Genomic DNA, 16,680 nt, shown 5'->3' with positions numbered 1-16,680 from the left:
ATGCCTCTTTTAATTTGGGTTATAACTTTTACTTTTTTGGGAAGTGTCGCTTCTTTGATCGGAGGTGTTTTTCTTTTATGGAAAGCCGATTTAATCGAGGGAAAAACTCATTTTTTGGTCGCTTTTGCGGCGGGAGCCATGCTTGCGGCTTCCTTTTTAGACCTTTTACCGGAAGGCTTTAAAGAGGCTAAAAGTGAAGAGTTTATGCCTATCTCGGCCGCCGTTTTGTTCGGCGTCGTGACCTTTTTCTTTTTGGAACGCTTTATTGCCTGGTTTCACCATCATGCTTGTCCTGATAGGGAAGAATGTGAAGGGTCGGCGCCGACAATACCGCTTTTAGTTATCGGCGATTCTTTACATAACTTTTTAGACGGTATTGTGATTGCCAGCAGTTTCCTGTTGAGTCTCCCCGTGGGTATCGTGGCGTCAATCGCGGTTTTCTTTCATGAGATCCCGCACGAGATGGGGAACTTCGGCGTTTTACTGCATCTTAAAATGCAAAAAATCAATGTCTTGTTTGTCAATCTTTTATCGGCATTTTTCGCCTTCTTAGGCGCTTTCTTGGCTTTTTTCTTCTTAAATAATTTAAAATTCTTAATTCCTTTTTTGGTCGCTTTTGCCGCCGGCAATTTTATCTATATTGCCGCCTCTGATCTTATTCCGGAGCTGCACCGTTCTTTTAAGCGTCAGATAGCCGTAAGCCAAAGTTTAAGTTTTTTATTGGGGATTCTCGTCATTATTTTAGCGATCAGGGTTTTTGCATAACTAACCCTGATCTTCATAACTTCTTAATTCTTTTTCTGTTATCGTTATAAAACGATGAAAACAATTAAATTACAAATTGAGGGGATGCACTGCGATGCCTGCGGCAAAGTTATTTCTATGGACCTGGAAGCTTTAGACGGAGTAAAGAGGGTTCAAATTGACCAAAAAGCAAAATTAGCCGAGATCAGTTTTGACGAAGAGAAAACAAGCGAAGAAGAAATTTTACAAACCATTAAAAATTCCGGTTACACGCCAAAGTCAATTATATGAATAATAATGCCAATTCCAGAGGAGAGATGTTTTGGCTTCTTTTGGTCGTTGCCTCCTTTCTTCTTGGGCACTTAATGACCAAGGCGCAATCTTTGGAAAAGATCCAAGCCGCCGCCAACGCCGGGGTTAAAAAGGAAGCCAATGTTTTGGTCAACCCCCCTTCTGTTAAGAATCAACCGACACCTCTTCCCGGTTCGGCCGGAGTTTTGGCAAGTGCCGATAACGTTCCGCCGGTTGTAGCTAAAGATCATTTAAGAGGAGAAAAACTTGCCCCGATTACGTTAGTTGAGTATTCCGATTTCGAATGTCCTTTCTGCAAACGTTTTCATCCCACCATGAAAAAAATTCTGGAGGAATATCCCGATAAGGTTAATTGGGTTTACCGTCATTTTCCCTTGCCGTTTCACACGAATGCCTTACCGGCGGCTTTGGCGGCCGAATGTGCCGACGAACTGGGCGGAAACACGAAATTTTGGCAGTATACGGATGGCATTTTTGCCGACCCTTCAACCTTAAGCAGCGAAACGATTTCTGCCGTTGCCGGGAAAATCGGTTTGGACAAAAACAAGTTTTCCGCCTGTCTTGAAGACAAAAAATACCAAAAGAAAGTCGAAGAGCAGCAAGCCGGCGGGCAAAAAGCCGGAGTCAACGGGACACCGGGGACAATTTTAATCAACAACCAAACCGGCAAAACCCAGCTTATTTCCGGAGCTTTACCTTTCGAAGAAATTAAAAAAACCATTGACAGCGCTTTAGCCGAATAAAGTTTACTTACTCTTCCACTCTCCGCAGGGCTTTATAGAAACACCAAAGAATGAAGCCAAAGACGAACAAGTCTACCAGAGGGTTTTGAAAATAGCCGGCGAGATTAAAGACCGTTTTGCGGATGGTTAAACTGTAACTCTCCATTTGGTACATCTGAATTTTGCCCAAAAAGGTCAGAACGGCGATTGAAACCCCGCTGATCATAAAAATACTTCCGCCGATAACTTTTAAAATCGTGTAAATCTTCCGGCGTTTTGTGGCGTCAATTTTTTGCAGAGTTTTCTGTTAGCCTAAAGAAAGAAAAAATAAAGGGAAAACAATGCCTAAAACGTAGGCGATAGAGACAATAACAGCTTGAAAAAGAGTCGGGGAAAGAGAAGTCAGGGTCACGGCGGCAAAAAGAACCGGAGCGCAGCAGGAGGAGGTGATGCCCGAAATGACTCCCAAAGAGAAAACGGAAAAAGTATTAGCCTGACCGTTTAAAGAAGAGGTCGGATGAAAAACTTGCGGCAGGTGAAAAAAAGGTTTGATTGTGGTTAAACCCATGAAAATAAGCAAAACCGCTCCTAAATAATAGAGCCCCTGATGATAAAAATTAAAAAAATCAATCAAAAGACGAAAGCCCAAAGCCACAGGAATAAGAATGGAAGAAAGACCCAGGGCAAAGATTAAGGTATAAAAAACGACCTTTTTGTTTTCTTTAAAAATGGTTCCCAAGTAAGCCGGCAATAAGAAAGTCAGACAACAGGGAGCAAAAAGAGCCAAATTCCCCGCCAAAAACGAAGCTGTCAGGGAAATACCGAAGAGAAAATTGCCAGTCATAAGATTTGAGCCTTAATCGCTAAGGTTAACTTGGGGGATAAGGGATCATTGGTGCGAAGGTAGATTTGTCGGCTGACCGGTCCTTTTACCGGCATGACAAAGGGCCGGTAAATGACCTCAATTTTTATTTTTTCTTTGGGGAGAACCTCTTGAACGGAAGCTTTTTTCAGATGCATGCCATATTCAGAGCTTTCCTGCCCGTTTTCCCTGATGATCTTAGCCGTGGTACAGCCGCAGCTTGAAGAAATTTCGAAAAGTTGCAAGGGTTTGGTCCCTGAATTAGTCAGAAAAAAATCGGTTTTCTGCTCTTCGGAAACGTTGATTTTTCCCAAATTGACCTCGACCTTATCAATCTCTAGCTTAGGTTTTTCTTCATTCTTCGTATAAGCGACAATCGGCGGACTGCCGCTTTGAGAAGAAATTAGGGAAATTCCGGTTATCACCAAAACGGTGAAAACCAGGGTAAAAAAGATCCAGAAGCGTAAGCCGGCCATAATTGGTCTTAATGATACTCTTAGATTTATTAAGATAATGTTAAGAGGGAGATTGTGACCGTGGTCCCTTGGCCGAGTTGGCTCTTAAGAGCAATTTGACCGCCCAACTCTTCAATAATATTTTTGGTTATGAAAAGACCCAAGCCATTGCCTTTGATTCGGGCATTTTGGCCTCGGTAAGAGCGATTAAAAACCAAAGGCAAATCCTTTTCGGTGATCCCTGTTCCGTTATCGGTGATCATAATTATGGCTTGCCCCTGACCGGTTGCCAGGGAAACTTTGACTTGGCCGTTGGTTTTTCCGTAGTTGATGGCATTTTCCATAACCGAAAGGATGGCCTTGGCCAGTTTTTGTTTGTTGCCGCTAACGAAAATCTGTTCCCGGGTCAGACTTAAGGTAACTTTTATATGCTTTTTTTGACCAAGATGCTGGCTTATTTCCACAAGTTCTGCCAAAAGAGCATTAAGGTTAACGATTGCTGATTCTGACAGGGGAGTTTGGGAATAAGCTGATTCAAGGGTCTGATTGACAGCTTGAGAAAGTCTTTGCAGATTGGTAAGAAGAGCGGTACGGTCAAATTTTTCCGGTTGGGATTCGATTTGGCTTTGGATGACGGCCAGGGGAGTTTTTAAAGAATGGGCGGCTTCGGTTAAAAATTCTTTTTGACGAGACAAAGCTCTTTCGGCCAATAATCTTGCCAGGGCAATAGCGGGAATAAAAATAACCAAGATGATTAAAATAATCATTTGGGCAAGAATTTGCCGGGTTTTTAAGAAAGTTTCAATCGGATGGCCCATGAGGACCGAACCGATTTGCTTGTCATTGGTTTTTACCGGATAAAGGAGAAAACGATAAGTTTGGTTGGAGAGATGTTCATTAAAATATAATGGCGGGACAAAGGCTTTTTGGAAAAGAAGAGGATTGTTATTAAAATCCGCCGAGGATTTAACCATTTGGTTATTTTCGTCGAAAATGGCCGTCGGCATACCGGGCATTTGAAGAATACCATCCAGAAAAGACGATTGGTTTGAAAGGCAGTTACAGCCGGCTTGTTTGGCGCCTTGTTCTACCGAGGTGGCAACGGCCCGAACATGTTCGTTCAGGGTGGCGTCAACCTGTTGGTAAAAAACTTTATTGGTGGCCCAATAGAAAAAGATTAACAAAAAAACAATGGTCGTCAGAATCCCCAGGGAGTACCAAGCGGTTAGCTGAAAACGAAGTTTTTTAAGCATTTTCTATTTTATAACCAAGGCCATGGACGGTTTTAATAAAGTTGGGACCGATTTTTTTGCGCAAGGTCGCGACAAAGACATCGACGATATTGCTGAAGCTTTCAAAATTGTAATCCCAGACGTGTTCCATAATCATACTTCTAGTGACGACTTGATCCTGACGGCGCAAAAGCATTTCCACAATGGCAAATTCTTTTGGCGATAAGTTAATTCTTTTTTCGGCGAGTTTAACTTCGTGTTTTTGCGGATCAAGGGTTAAATTTTTAGTTTTAAGAATGGTTTTTCCTTCGGACTGGTTTCTTCTGATTATGGCCTCAAGTCTGGCCTCAAGTTCGGCAAGGGCAAAAGGTTTAACTAGATAATCATCGGCGCCGGCATTTAAGCCGGCCACGCGTTCTTCGACACTGCTTTTAGCCGTCAGAATCAGAATGGGAGTTTTATTGCCTTGACGGCGAAGATTTTGACAGATTTTGATCCCCTCAATATCCGGCAGCATCAAATCAAGGATAATGACGTCATAAGGTTCTGATTCGGCCATGAATTGGCCGTCTTCACCGGTATTGGTCACATCGACGGCGTCACCCTTTTTGACCAAATGATCTTTAATATTTTGGGCCAACTGTTTTTCGTCTTCGATAATTAAAATACGCATAAAAAGTTCTAGCACATTATATCAAAGATATGCCAAGCATTTACTTCGTAATTACTTCGTAATAAATGAGTGAAAATATAGATATATCTTTGATTAATTCGTTTCGCTCATTATAACATACCACCTCTTCATGAATTTTTAATTAATAAACGTTAAACTTAGGGAAGCTTATGAAAAAACACGCGGTTAAAATTTACGGCATGCATTGTTCCTCTTGTGAGGTTTTAGTTCATAAAGAGGTGTCAAAAATTGCCGGGGTCAAATATTTGGAAGTTTCCCATAAAACAGGCATGCTGGAAGTTATTCATGACGAAAGCCTGGATAAAAAGGAGATTGAAGAGGCGATTTGCCGCTGCGGTTATCGTCTTGCTCCGGGCGAGGAAGCCCAGCCTTCTTTTAATCATTTTTCCTTGACCGAGGGGAATATTACGGCTTGGATTAAAGCCGGTTCGATCCTTGTCATCCTTTATTATTTATTTACGACCATCTCGCAACTGCCTTTTTTCCAACAGGTTTCAACCGTTAATCAATCCAGTCTGTCCTTGCCGTTGGCTTTCATGGTTGGTTTAGTGGCCTCATTTTCGACTTGTTTGGCCGTGGTTGGCAGTGTTGTTTTAGGTTTAAGCGCTTCTTTTAAACAGAAAACAACCAATCCTTTAATGCCGCAATTGGTTTTCCAGTCAGGGAGGTTAGCAAGCTTTTTTCTTTTGGGCGGGCTTTTAGGTTTAATCGGGACCAATTTCCGTTATTCACCGACTCTTTCTGCCTTCTTAAACATCTTAGTTGCCGTGGTTATCTTTTACCTTGCTCTATCTCTTCTTAACTTAGTCCCGCCCATGAAATCATTATTGTCTTCATTCTCGCCTTCTTTGGGAGGAAAACTTTCCCAGCTTGAGGGAGAAGGAAGTTATAAGGCGGCTTTCTTAATGGGGGGTCTAACCTTTTTCCTGCCTTGCGGGTTTACCCAAAGCATGCAGGTTTTGGCCTTAGGTCAGGCGGATTTTATCAAAAGCGGACTAACCATGCTCTTTTTTGCCCTCGGGACTTTACCGGTTCTTTTAGGTGTCGGTGCTTTAGGGACCTCGATGAAAACCCTTAAAGACCCGGCCTTGGCTAAGGTTATTGTCGTGATTCTGATTGTCTTTGCCTTTTTTAATCTCAATACCGGTTTGGCTTTAAAAGGACTTTCTTTGCCTTTGCCGTCATTAACCCTGCAGGCCGCCGAAACAAGCGGTTCGAGTGCCCTAAAACCTGAAGTCCAAGGGAAGACAGACTCAGGCAGACAGATTATTGAAATGGAGGTTAATAACAGCGGTTACACGCCCCGGGCCTTTACCATTAAAAAAGGCGTGCCGGTGGAATGGCGAATCAACGCCACGGCTCTTAACGGTTGTAACGGCACTATCATTATGCCGGACCTAAAGATTGAGAAACAGCTGCAAGACGGTTTAAACACGATTGCTTTTACGCCCCAAAAAGTCGGCCGACTCAATTTTTCCTGCTGGATGGGAATGATTCGAGGTTATTTTGAGGTGGTTGAGAACAGCGGTACGGCCCAGGTCGGTCCGGTTCCCCAGGACAAACAGGATCCTAAGGCCGCTGGCGGCGGCAGTTGCGGAGGCGGCGCCGGAGGTTGCGGTTGCGGTAGAAGATAATCTTAACCAAAGATTGAACGAACGGCATCTTTAGGCTATGATTACTTTACCCGCGAAAAAATGAAAAAAACAAAAATCAATCTTTCGATTTCGGGCATGCATTGTACTTCGTGCGCGGGGATTATTGAGCGTTCCCTGAAAAAACTAGACGGAGTTATTGAGGCCCATGTTAATTTTACCGCGGAAAAAGCCTCAGTCGTTTTTAATGAAAATTTAGTCTCAAAAGAGAAACTGCTTGAGGCAATTTCTAAAGCCGGTTATAAGGCAGCGGTGGTTGAAGAAGGGAAAGGTGAAGAAGAGGGTAAAAAGAAAGAGCAAGAGATTAAAGAATTATTTAACAGATTTATCATTAGTTTAATCTTAAGCGCGCCGATGCTTTATTTTATGTTTTTTGATTTCTTCAAATTTTTGCCGGGAAGCGCGGCTCTCCTCCCATACGTTGGTATTATTTCCTTAATTCTCTCCACGCCGGTTCAATTTATTATTGGTTCGGGTTTTTATAAAGGCATGTGGTCATCCTTACGGATGAAGACTTTTAATATGGACAGTTTAATCGCCATCGGCACCTCGGTCGCTTACTTTTACAGTTTAGTTAATTATTTTGGTTTTGTTCTGCAAAACAAAAGTCTTATTGGTTTAGAAGGAATGAAAATTCCGGAACTTTATTTCGAAACCGCGGCCTTTTTAATAACTTTTGTGATTTTGGGCAAATGGCTTGAGGCTAAAGCCAAGGGTCGGACTTCGGAAGCGATTAAAAAATTAATGGGGCTTCAGGCTAAAACCGCTCGGGTGGTCAGAAACGGGCAAACCTTGGATATTCCTTTAGAGCAGGTCGTGGTTGGCGACATTGTTATCGTCAGGCCCGGAGAAAAAATTCCGGTTGACGGCGAAATTATTAAAGGTTTATCGTCGGTTGACGAATCCATGGTGACCGGAGAAAGTTTGCCTGTAGAAAAAAAAGAGGGTGATTTAGTTATCGGTTCAACCATGAATAAAACCGGTAGTTTTGAGTTTAAAGCGACCAGAGTTGGGAGTGAAACAACTTTAGCGCAGATTATTCGGTTGGTGGAAGAAGCCCAAGGCTCGCGGGCGCCGATTCAGGCTTTTGCCGACCGTATTTCGGCTTATTTTGTGCCTACGGTTATCATGATTGCCTTTTTAACTTTTGGTATTTGGTTTTTTGTTTTAGGGTCAACTTTATCCTTTGCCCTAATGGCTTTTACATCGGTCATTGTCATTGCCTGCCCTTGCGCTTTGGGTTTGGCGACGCCCACCGCCATTATGGTGGGCACGGGGAAAGGTGCGGAGCAGGGCATTTTAATTAAGGGCGGAGAACCGCTCGAGGCGGCGCAAAAAATTAACGCCATTATTTTTGATAAAACCGGAACTTTAACCAAAGGAACGCCCGAGGTGACGGACATTATTAATTTAAATGGTTTGAGCGAAAGCGAAATTCTTCAGATCGCGGCCAGTTTAGAAAAACAGTCGGAACATCCGCTGGCCGAAGCCATTTACAATCACGCGCAGGGACGGGGTCTGAAACTTGAAGAAGTATCGCAGTTTCAAGCGCTTCCGGGACAGGGTATCCGCGGTAAAATTAAGGGCAATACTTATTATTTTGGCAACCGTAAACTAGTCGCCAGTTTAGAAAAACTGACCTTAACGGAATTTGACCGCGAGATGTCGTGGCTTGAGGAGCAAGGAAAGACGGTCATGGTTTTAGCTAATGAAAAGCAGATTTTTGGGATGGTGGCGGTGGCGGATCAGGTTAAGGAAACCTCCAAAGAGGCGATTGCCAAGCTTGAGGAAAAAGGTCTTGACCTTTATATGATTACCGGCGATAACCAAAGGACGGCCAAAGCGATTGCACAACAGGTTGGTATCGAAAATGTTTTGGCTGAAGTTTTACCTGAGGATAAAGCTTGGGAAGTGAAAAAACTGCAGGAATTGGGTAAGATTGTGGCCATGGTTGGGGACGGGATTAATGACGCGCCGGCCCTGGCCCAAGCTGATTTAGGCATTGCCATGGGTTCGGGAACCGACGTGGCCATGGAAACAGGTGGCATCGTCATGGTTAAAAACGATTTGCGCGACGTGGTGACCGCCATTGATTTATCCCAGGCCACCTTGGGCAAAATTAAACAAAACATGTTTTTTGCTCTTTTTTACAATGTTTTGGGCATTCCGATTGCTGCCAGGGTTTTTATGGGGATTGGTTTGGTTTTAAAACCGGAGCTGGCGGGGTTGGCGATGGCTTTAAGTTCGGTTTCGGTGGTCAGTAATTCGTTATTGTTAAGGCGTTTTAAACCGGGGAAAAGAGACGTTTTATCAATCTTGGCTCCGTCCATCATGATTGGTCTTTTTACTCTTCTTTTTATTGAATTTGCCCGTTTGAGTTCGGGCATGAAGCCATAATTTCGGTAATTTCCAACTCTTTACTTCTTAAAAGGTTTAAAGTAACATTATAGTTTATGAACACGGGTGTCTGTACCACTGTTGCCTGCAGTTTAGCCAAGAACGGCGGGCTCGTTTCTTTTCCTCTGGTTACTTTGGCCGGCTTAGTTGATTCCTTAAACCCCTGTGCCATCACCATGATCGTTTTGCTTTTGACTTATCTGGTCATTTTTGCCAAAAAACCGGAGCGGGTATTGCTGACAGGTTTGGTTTATATTGCTTCAGTTTTTTTAACCTATCTTTTTATTGGCCTTTTTTTCTATAAATCAATTAACTTTTTTTCTATTACTCCCGTGCGGTTCTATATTAATAAAATCTTGGGTTCAGTCTTACTTTTAGCCGGGATGATTAATGTTAAAGATTTTTTCTTCCCGCAACTTGGGCCGCATTTGGAAATTCCGGCCCAGACCCGACCGTTTTTAAAAAAACTCACCCAGAATGTTTCGTATCCAATGGCGGCGGTTTTGGGAGTTTTGGTTACGGTTCTGGAAACCCCCTGTTCTTTACCGATTTATATAGGGACGGCGACGATTTTGGCTAATGCCGGCTTAGCTGGGCTGGTTGTTCTTTTCTATTTTCTTTACTATAATTTTCTTTTTGTTTTGCCCTTACTTCTGATTTTGCTTTTAGTTTGGAAAGGCAGTGAATGGAGAGTAATTGAGCTTCAGGACTTTGAACACCGGGGCAAAAAATGGATGAAACTTTCTTTAGGCATTTTGCTTTTGCTGATGGGCAGCTGGTTGGTTTTGTGATAAAATGAGGAAGCAGATATGACTATTTTGACTGATGAAAATTTTGAAAGTGAAGTTTTAAAAGCCGATTTACCGGTTTTGGTTGATTTCTACGCCGACTGGTGCGGTCCCTGCCAAATGCTTCGGCCCATCATCGAGGAATTAAGTGAAGAATCTCAGGGAAAAGCGAAAATCGCCAAAATTAATGTTGATGAGGCGCCGAAAACAGCCGAAAAATATGGCATCATGAGTATTCCAACGGTCATTCTTTTCAAAGAGGGGAAAGAGGTAACAAGGCAAACGGGTTTGACCACTAAAGAAGTCTTGAAAGAATTAATTTCTCATCCTTAATTTATTATGTACGATCTTTTGATTATCGGTTTGGGTCCGGCCGGGATGACGGCTTCGATTTACGCCTCCCGTTATCGTTTAAAACACTTAATCATCGGTCAAGTTTTAGGCGGGTCCATTGTTTTATCCGGTGAGGTTGGAAACGTTCCGGCTTTTCTTTCAACCACCGGCCTGGAGTGGTCAAAGAAAGTTGAAAAACAAATCAAGACTTTGGGAGCGGAAGTTATTTACGACACGGTCACGAAAATCGAGAAAATTGACGGAGGCTATAAAGTGACCGACAGCCAGGGCCGACAATTTGAAGCGAAAACACTCATTTTGGCCGCCGGTTCCGAAAGAAAAAAACTTAATATTCCCGGCGAAGATACTTATCAAGGTAAAGGCGTTTCTTTTTGCACGACCTGCGATGTTCCCTTTTATAAAGACAAGGTCGTGATTGTCATCGGCGGCGCCAATGCTGCCGTTTCCGGAGCGGTTCACGCTGCGGCCTACGCGAAGAAGGTTTACATAATTTACCGAAAAGAAGAACTTAGAGCCGAGCCGATTTGGATTGAACAGGCTCGGGCCAATTCCAAAATTGAAATAATTTATGAGACGAACGTGGTGGCAATCGAGGGAGACGGTCAGAAAGTAACCGGGGCTAAACTTGATCATCCCTATAACGGTCAAGATCTTTTACTAACGGATGGTATTTTTATCGAAATCGGTTCGGTGCCCGGCCTGACTTTGGCTCGCAATTTAGGTTTAGAACTTAATGAGGTGGGTTATCTTAAAGTGACGGACGCGATGTTAACAAATTTGCCGGGCGTTTTTGCCGCCGGCGACATCACCGATAAAGGTCAATTATTGGCCCAACTAATCACGGCTTGCGCTCAAGGGGCGATGGCAGCAGCCTCGGCTTTTAAATTCTTAAAAGGCGAAAAAGCGCCTAAAATTTATTAAGATGAGAGATATTTTAGAAAAAGCCGGCCAGCTTTTAAAACTCCGGCCGGATATTCTCAAGGTGATCATGACACCGGAAAGAATTTTTGAAGTGTTTATTCCGGTGAAGATGGATAATGGTGAAATTAAAATTTTTGAAGGTTATCGTGTCCAGTATAATTCAGCTCTGGGTCCTTACAAGGGCGGTATCCGTTATCATCCTGAGGTTGATTTGGAAGAAGTTAAAAATTTAGCTTTCTTAATGGCGATTAAATGCGCCGTGGCCGATTTGCCTTTGGGCGGCGGTAAAGGAGGGATTAAGGTTGATCCCAAAAAGCTTTCAGAAGGAGAACTGGAAAGATTGAGCCGTGGTTATGTTCAAAAAATTGCCGACGTGATCGGTCCTTATAAAGACGTTCCGGCGCCGGATGTCAATACCAATGCCAAGATCATGGGTTGGATGGTAGATGAATATGGTAAATATATTAGGGCTGGTGGCCACGAATTTTCTCACTCCACGTTGTTGTCCTCGACTCGAAAATTTATTCATAGCACGCAGTCTTTAAGAGATAATGGCACAGCCGTAAATGTGGAGTTGTCGAAAATTGTAGCACACCATCCTTTATTGACAGAAAATGAGATTCTTGCGACTTTTACCGGGAAGCCTTTAAATTCGGGCGGCAGTCAGGGGAGAGAAGAGGCGACGGGCAAAGGGGGCCTTTATGTTCTTCAGACGATCTTAAATAAACTAAAGACTAAAGACCAAAAACTAAAGACTAAATTGACGGTGGCGGTTCAGGGATTTGGGAATGTCGGTTATTTTATCGCTCAATTTTTATTTGAACAGGGTTTTAAAATCATGGCTTTATCGGATTCGCAGGGAGCCATTTATTTTGAAGAAGGTTTTGATCCGGCCAAAACCATGGTTTGCAAAAAAGGAAAAGGACAAATTGCTAATTGCTATTGTGCCGGCTCGGTTGCTAACGGTAAATGCGGCGTCAAAATTTCCAACGACAAACTTTTAGAACTCCCGGTGGATATTTTAGTGCCGGCGGCTATGGGTGGCATTATTCATAAAGGTAATGCCCGAAAAATCAAAGCGAAAATAATTCTCGAGATGGCCAATGATCCTATTACCCAAGAGGCGGATAAGATTTTGAGCGCCAAGGGCATAACGATTGTCCCTGATATTTTGGCTAATTCCGGCGGGGTTACAGTTTCTTATTTTGAATGGGAACAAAATTTACTCGGAAAATATTGGTCGAAAGACGAAGTCAATAAAAAACTTAATGAAAAAATGACCAAAGCGACGACGGATATCTGGCAAATAGCGCAAAAATATCAGGTTGATTTGCGTTTGGCCGCTTACGTTTTGGCGTTGCAAAAAATTGTCGCTCAAGATAAAATTTGACAGAAGATTTTGTCTATTGTATAGTAAAAGCCTGATTTTAAAGGAGATCATCAAAAGATGAAAACCCTGGTCATTAATAAAAATACGTGTATCGGTTGCGGGACGTGCGCGGCCATAAGTCCTAAAGTTTTTAAGATGAGTGATGACGGCAAGGCCGAGGTTATTGATCAAGAGGCGGAGACAGAAGAAAATATCCAAAATTCCATTGATTCCTGTCCGGTACAGGCTATTGCCTGGAAGGAGGATTAATTAATATGAATACTAAAACCACGCCCATTCTTGTTATCTTACTAATCGTCGCGGCTTTTTTAATCGGCATGTTTTCTACCAAGGTTCAATATCTCGAGAGTGGCAAGGGGGACAGTAAGGTTGCTCAGGCTTCACCATCATCGGTTGCGCCGCAACCTCAAGCAGAAAAAACTTTAGGGGCTCAAGAGGCAGCGCAACTTGCCGGCAGTAGTCCTGCCAAGGGTTCTTCTCAGGCCAAGGTAACGATTGTTGAATTTTCCGATTTCCAATGTCCATACTGTGGTAAAGTCCAAGAGACGCTGAAGAAAATTTTTGAGACCTATCCTAATAAAGTCAAACTGGTTTTCAGAAATTACCCCTTGCCGTTTCACGAAAATGCCGAACCGGCCGCCCAGGCTTCGCTTTGTGCCAACGAACAGGGTAAATTCTGGGAATTCCACGATAAATTATTTGCCAATCAGGAGAAATTGACCGTGACGGATCTTAAACAATACGCGGCTAATTTAGGTGTGGATGCCAATAAATTTAACAGCTGCTTGGATAGCGGTAAATATAAAGAAACAGTGCAAAAGGATATCAAAGACGGTGGGGCCGTCGGTGTTTCCGGAACCCCGGCCATTTTTATCAACGGCCGAGCCGTAACCGGAGCTCAACCGTTTGAAAATTTCAAAAAGATCATTGACGAGGAATTAGCCAAATAAGTCCGAGTATTCCTTTTTCTTTAAAGATTGACAATGGTTTAATTCGCTGATATAATGATTTTTGTTTTAAGGAGCCCGTAATTTTTTAAGTTCATGAGAAAGCAAAAAATATTTAACTTACTTTGCCAATTTTGGCGTGGTGATTAATTTTATTCAAGCTTTTTCATCAATTTGAAGATCCGGCTCCGCCGGATTTTTTAGTTTTAAACACTAAAAAATCTATCGATTTTTCAGCATAAAGGGTTTACCCGGTAAAATCGGTGAGATTTTACAGGGCCTGTAGCTTAGTTGGTAGAGCGCATCATTTGCAATGATGAGGTCGGCGGTTCGAATCCGCCCGGGTCCACAAGGGACAGACCCTTAGAAATCCAACGTGAAGGTCGGGAGTTCGAGTCTCCCGGTCCATCAGTTAAGTCTTTTGACTTAAATTTTAAATATAAAAATAAGTTTACAAGATTTGTACCTTAAAAAGTGAAGAGAGTCTTGGTTTAAAAAAATTGCTACTAATGCAGACAATGGATGCCTTGGTAGTTTGAGCCGAGGAAGGACGCATATGGCGGCGATACTCGTCGGGAAGGAGCCATAATCCCGCGATCCGACGGTTTCCGAATGGAGTAATCCTCCCGATTTTAATCGGGAAGCCCTGGGTCAATTCATAAGCCCTGGGCGGGGTACCGGGTGAACTGAAACATCTAAGTAACCCGAGGAAAAGAAATTAATTAAAGATACCGTGAGTAGCGGCGAGCGAAAGCGGCAAAGCCTAAACTTCAGGAGCAATCTTGGAGGGTTGTAGGGCTTTCAATATGAGAAGTCGAGGATAGTTGAATTGCTCGGAATAGCAGACCAAAGAGAGTGAAAGTCTCGTAAACGAAATTTGAAACTTCTCTAGAGAGTTCCTAAGTACCACGAGGCACGGCAAAACCTTTTGGGAATCCAGGTGGACCACCCATCTAAGGCTAAATACTCAAACTAACCGATAGTGAACTAGTACCGTGAGGGAAAGGTGAAAAACACCCCGGAAGGGGAGTGAAATAGTATCTGAAATTGTCTGCTAACAAACAGCCGAAGTCCGCCAACTGGCGGATGACGGTGTGCCTATTGAAGAATGAACCGGTGAGTGTCCCGAACATGGCGCTTTAGTCTAACCCATTTATATGGGGCAGACGCAGTGAAAGCGAGCCCTAACCGGGCAAATTTGTGCCATCGGGATGACCCGAAACCGGGTGAGCTAGTCATGGACAGGGTGAACTCTGTCGAAAGGCAGAGGGAGGCCCGAACTCGTATCTGTTACAAAAGGTTGAGATGATCTGTGACTAGAGGTAATATGCCAAACGAACCCGGAGATAGCTGGTTCTCCCCGAAATATATTTAGGTATAGCGGTTACCACGATTTTAGCTGGGGGTAGAGCACTCAATGGTTCACCAAGCGTAAGCGAGGCGAATCAATGAAACTCCGAATACCAGTTTAAATTAGGTAGCTAGTCAGAGATGCGCGGCTAAGCGTGTGTCTCGAAAGGGAAACAGCCCTGACTTTCAGCTAAGGTCCCTAAATACAGGCTAAGTTGTTAAGGATGTCATATTCCCCAAACAGCCAGGAGGTTGGCTTAGAGGCAGCCATCCTTTAAAGATAGCGTAACAGCTCACTGGTCGAGGAATTTGGCGCCGAAAATGAACGGGGATAAGCCTGTTACCGAAGCTAGAGATTTCCGCCTTTGGCGGGAGTGGTAGGGGAGCATCTTGCTCGCAGTGAAGCTTTACCGTAAGGTAGGGTGGAGCGGGTGGGAGAGAGAATGCCGGTACGAGTAGCGTTTTCCGATGAAAATTCGGAATGCCGAATACCCAAGGTTTCCCACGCAACGTTCGTCGACGTGGGGTTAGTCGGATTCTAAAGGGGATGCATTTTGCTATACCCTGATGTACAAGCCGTCCAAAATCGGCTACAAAATTGCTTTGACTAAGACACCAAGGGATGACTGAGAGAGAATAACTTAGTCTCGATATGACTTCGAGATTTAAATCACAAGGTAGTTATTGTTGGAAAATCCGCAATGACGTTTAATCAAGTGGTGACGAAAAGTTTCCCGTAAGGGAAGCAATTAAGTAATTTTTTTCTTACAAGAAAATTCCCGTGGTGAAAAGTAATTTTTCCGTACCGCAAACCGACACAGGTGGGTTGGTAGTAGACTACTAAGGCAATCGGGTAATGGAGGCTCAAGGAACTCGGCAAAATAGCTAGGCGTAAGTTTACGAGATGCCTTGCCCCGCCTTTGGCGGGGTCGAAGTTAATAACGCTTGTCGACTGTTTAACTAAAACACAGGTCTCTGCAAAGCCGAAAGGCAAAGTATAGAGGCTGACACCTGCCCAGTGCTCGTAGGTTAAAACTGATAGTGACTCCGCAAGGAGAGGCTGTTGGTCAAAGCCCGAGTGAACGGCAGCAGTAACTATAACTGTTCTATGGTAAAGGCTGAAAGAAGCCTCGCTGCCATAGTGAGGTATTCAAACCTCTCCCGTCTCGTGCATAAATAATTGGCGGGAAAAATCCGACCATATGCTGGGAAAGTCGGTTATTCTTGACATTACTCATTCTATGTGTAAGACTACACATAGGTAAGTAAAAATATGTCGAGTACGACTAATCAGCAGGAAAGATTAGAAACAGAAGGATGGATTGTCGGTTTTGTCGATGGCGAGGGGTGCTTTTGTATAAGCATTAACAGGAATTCCACAAGTAAGATTGGCTGGCAGGTAATGCCGGAATTTATCGTAACTCAAGGAGAAAAGAGCTTAAAAGCTCTTAAAGCTGTTCAAAGCTTCTTTGAGTGCGGAAGAATTTTTGTTAACCGTCGTCATGACAACCATAAAGAAAATCTTTGGAGATATTGTGTTCGTTCCTTAAAAGATTTAAGAGAAAAAATTATTCCCTTTTTTAGGGAGCATCATTTACGGACAAGTAAAGATGAATCATTTAAAACTTTTGTAAAAGCTCTTGATCTAATGGGGGAAAAAGAACACTTAAAAACTTCTGGAGTTAAAAGAATCGCAAAATTAGCTTCAAAGATAAATAAACAACAATTTCCTAAGTTTCTAAAATCCTCAGAGACTATACGTCGGATCCCGACTAGGTCGGGAAAGATATAGTCCAATACCGATTTAATCGGTAATTAGAGCGAAGCCCCTTGTCGGGTAAGTTCCGACCTGCACGAAAG

At 43.2% G+C, this 16,680-nt stretch carries 16 protein-coding genes, 1 tRNA gene, 1 rRNA gene and 1 pseudogene; 15 read left to right on the top strand and 4 right to left on the bottom strand.

The genetic code is table 11. The features are described from left to right. From M1575_03225 to M1575_03215, 3 genes are read left to right on the top strand one after another with little or no spacing between them, the layout of a single operon-like run. The gene (locus M1575_03225) at positions 1 to 765 is read left to right on the top strand and encodes a ZIP family metal transporter (protein MCL5095712.1); all 765 of its coding nucleotides are present in this window, start codon (positions 1 to 3) and stop codon (positions 763 to 765) included. A 54-nt stretch (positions 766 to 819) separates the two neighbouring features. Continuing rightward, a complete protein-coding gene (locus M1575_03220) occupies positions 820 to 1,035 on the top strand; it encodes a heavy-metal-associated domain-containing protein (protein MCL5095711.1) in 216 nt (71 codons plus the stop codon). Beyond that, positions 1,032 to 1,799 carry a DsbA family protein gene (locus M1575_03215; protein MCL5095710.1) on the top strand — a complete coding sequence of 256 codons (768 nt, stop codon included), beginning with the start codon at positions 1,032 to 1,034 and terminating at the stop codon, positions 1,797 to 1,799. Before M1575_03220 ends, M1575_03215 begins: the two co-directional genes overlap by 4 nt. A gap of 286 nt (positions 1,800 to 2,085) precedes the next feature. Here the strand turns inward: M1575_03215 and M1575_03210 are convergent, their stop codons facing one another. From M1575_03210 to M1575_03195, 4 genes are read right to left on the bottom strand one after another with little or no spacing between them, the layout of a single operon-like run. Further along, positions 2,086 to 2,622 (bottom strand): cytochrome c biogenesis protein CcdA, encoded by a 537-nt coding sequence (locus M1575_03210; protein ID MCL5095709.1) that lies wholly within the window; start codon positions 2,620 to 2,622, stop codon positions 2,086 to 2,088. Further along, complete coding sequence (locus M1575_03205) at positions 2,619 to 3,116, bottom strand: DUF1573 domain-containing protein (GenBank protein ID MCL5095708.1); 498 nt, start codon at positions 3,114 to 3,116, stop codon at positions 2,619 to 2,621. Before M1575_03205 ends, M1575_03210 begins: the two co-directional genes overlap by 4 nt. A gap of 29 nt (positions 3,117 to 3,145) precedes the next feature. Then, complete coding sequence (locus M1575_03200; GenBank protein ID MCL5095707.1) at positions 3,146 to 4,348, bottom strand: HAMP domain-containing histidine kinase; 1,203 nt, start codon at positions 4,346 to 4,348, stop codon at positions 3,146 to 3,148. Then, a complete protein-coding gene (locus M1575_03195; GenBank protein ID MCL5095706.1) occupies positions 4,341 to 5,000 on the bottom strand; it encodes a response regulator transcription factor in 660 nt (219 codons plus the stop codon). The genes M1575_03200 and M1575_03195 overlap by 8 nt, the downstream gene beginning before the upstream one ends. Positions 5,001 to 5,170: 170 nt before the next feature. Between M1575_03195 and M1575_03190 the strand changes: the two genes are divergently transcribed. The 12 genes and pseudogenes from M1575_03190 (at position 5,171) to M1575_03135 (ending at position 16,612) form a co-directional block, all read left to right on the top strand. After that, positions 5,171 to 6,655 (top strand): sulfite exporter TauE/SafE family protein, encoded by a 1,485-nt coding sequence (locus M1575_03190; GenBank protein ID MCL5095705.1) that lies wholly within the window; start codon positions 5,171 to 5,173, stop codon positions 6,653 to 6,655. A 60-nt stretch (positions 6,656 to 6,715) separates the two neighbouring features. Beyond that, complete coding sequence (locus M1575_03185) at positions 6,716 to 9,070, top strand: heavy metal translocating P-type ATPase (GenBank protein ID MCL5095704.1); 2,355 nt, start codon at positions 6,716 to 6,718, stop codon at positions 9,068 to 9,070. A 56-nt stretch (positions 9,071 to 9,126) separates the two neighbouring features. Then, positions 9,127 to 9,861, top strand: coding sequence for a GAP family protein (locus M1575_03180; GenBank protein MCL5095703.1), 735 nt, complete (start codon positions 9,127 to 9,129; stop codon positions 9,859 to 9,861). 18 nt (positions 9,862 to 9,879) lie between these two features. Further along, on the top strand, positions 9,880 to 10,191 hold the full coding sequence (gene trxA / locus M1575_03175) for a thioredoxin (GenBank protein MCL5095702.1): 312 nt from the start codon (positions 9,880 to 9,882) through the stop codon (positions 10,189 to 10,191). Between the two features lie 6 nt (positions 10,192 to 10,197). Further along, positions 10,198 to 11,133 carry an NAD(P)/FAD-dependent oxidoreductase gene (locus tag M1575_03170; GenBank protein MCL5095701.1) on the top strand — a complete coding sequence of 312 codons (936 nt, stop codon included), beginning with the start codon at positions 10,198 to 10,200 and terminating at the stop codon, positions 11,131 to 11,133. Positions 11,134 to 11,224: 91 nt separating this feature from the next. Next, positions 11,225 to 11,587 (top strand): annotated as a pseudogene (locus tag M1575_03165) (glutamate dehydrogenase). Continuing rightward, entirely contained in the window at positions 11,573 to 12,523 is a 951-nt protein-coding gene (locus M1575_03160; GenBank protein ID MCL5095700.1) for a glutamate dehydrogenase, read from the top strand. The pseudogene M1575_03165 and the gene M1575_03160 overlap by 15 nt, the downstream one beginning before the upstream one ends. Positions 12,524 to 12,580: 57 nt before the next feature. Then, complete coding sequence (locus M1575_03155) at positions 12,581 to 12,772, top strand: ferredoxin (GenBank protein MCL5095699.1); 192 nt, start codon at positions 12,581 to 12,583, stop codon at positions 12,770 to 12,772. A gap of 5 nt (positions 12,773 to 12,777) precedes the next feature. Continuing rightward, positions 12,778 to 13,473, top strand: coding sequence for a DsbA family protein (locus M1575_03150; protein MCL5095698.1), 696 nt, complete (start codon positions 12,778 to 12,780; stop codon positions 13,471 to 13,473). Between the two features lie 273 nt (positions 13,474 to 13,746). Beyond that, positions 13,747 to 13,819, top strand: a tRNA-Ala gene (locus M1575_03145). A gap of 147 nt (positions 13,820 to 13,966) precedes the next feature. Further along, positions 13,967 to 16,047, top strand: a 23S ribosomal RNA gene (locus tag M1575_03140). 46 nt (positions 16,048 to 16,093) lie between these two features. After that, positions 16,094 to 16,612, top strand: coding sequence for an LAGLIDADG family homing endonuclease (locus M1575_03135; protein ID MCL5095697.1), 519 nt, complete (start codon positions 16,094 to 16,096; stop codon positions 16,610 to 16,612). Positions 16,613 to 16,680 lie beyond the last annotated feature (68 nt).

It is taken from the genome of Patescibacteria group bacterium (assembly GCA_023473585.1).
GTDB lineage: Bacteria > Patescibacteriota > Microgenomatia > JAMCYU01 > JAMCYU01 > JAMCYU01.
This window is presented reverse-complemented; position numbering and strand designations above follow the sequence as displayed.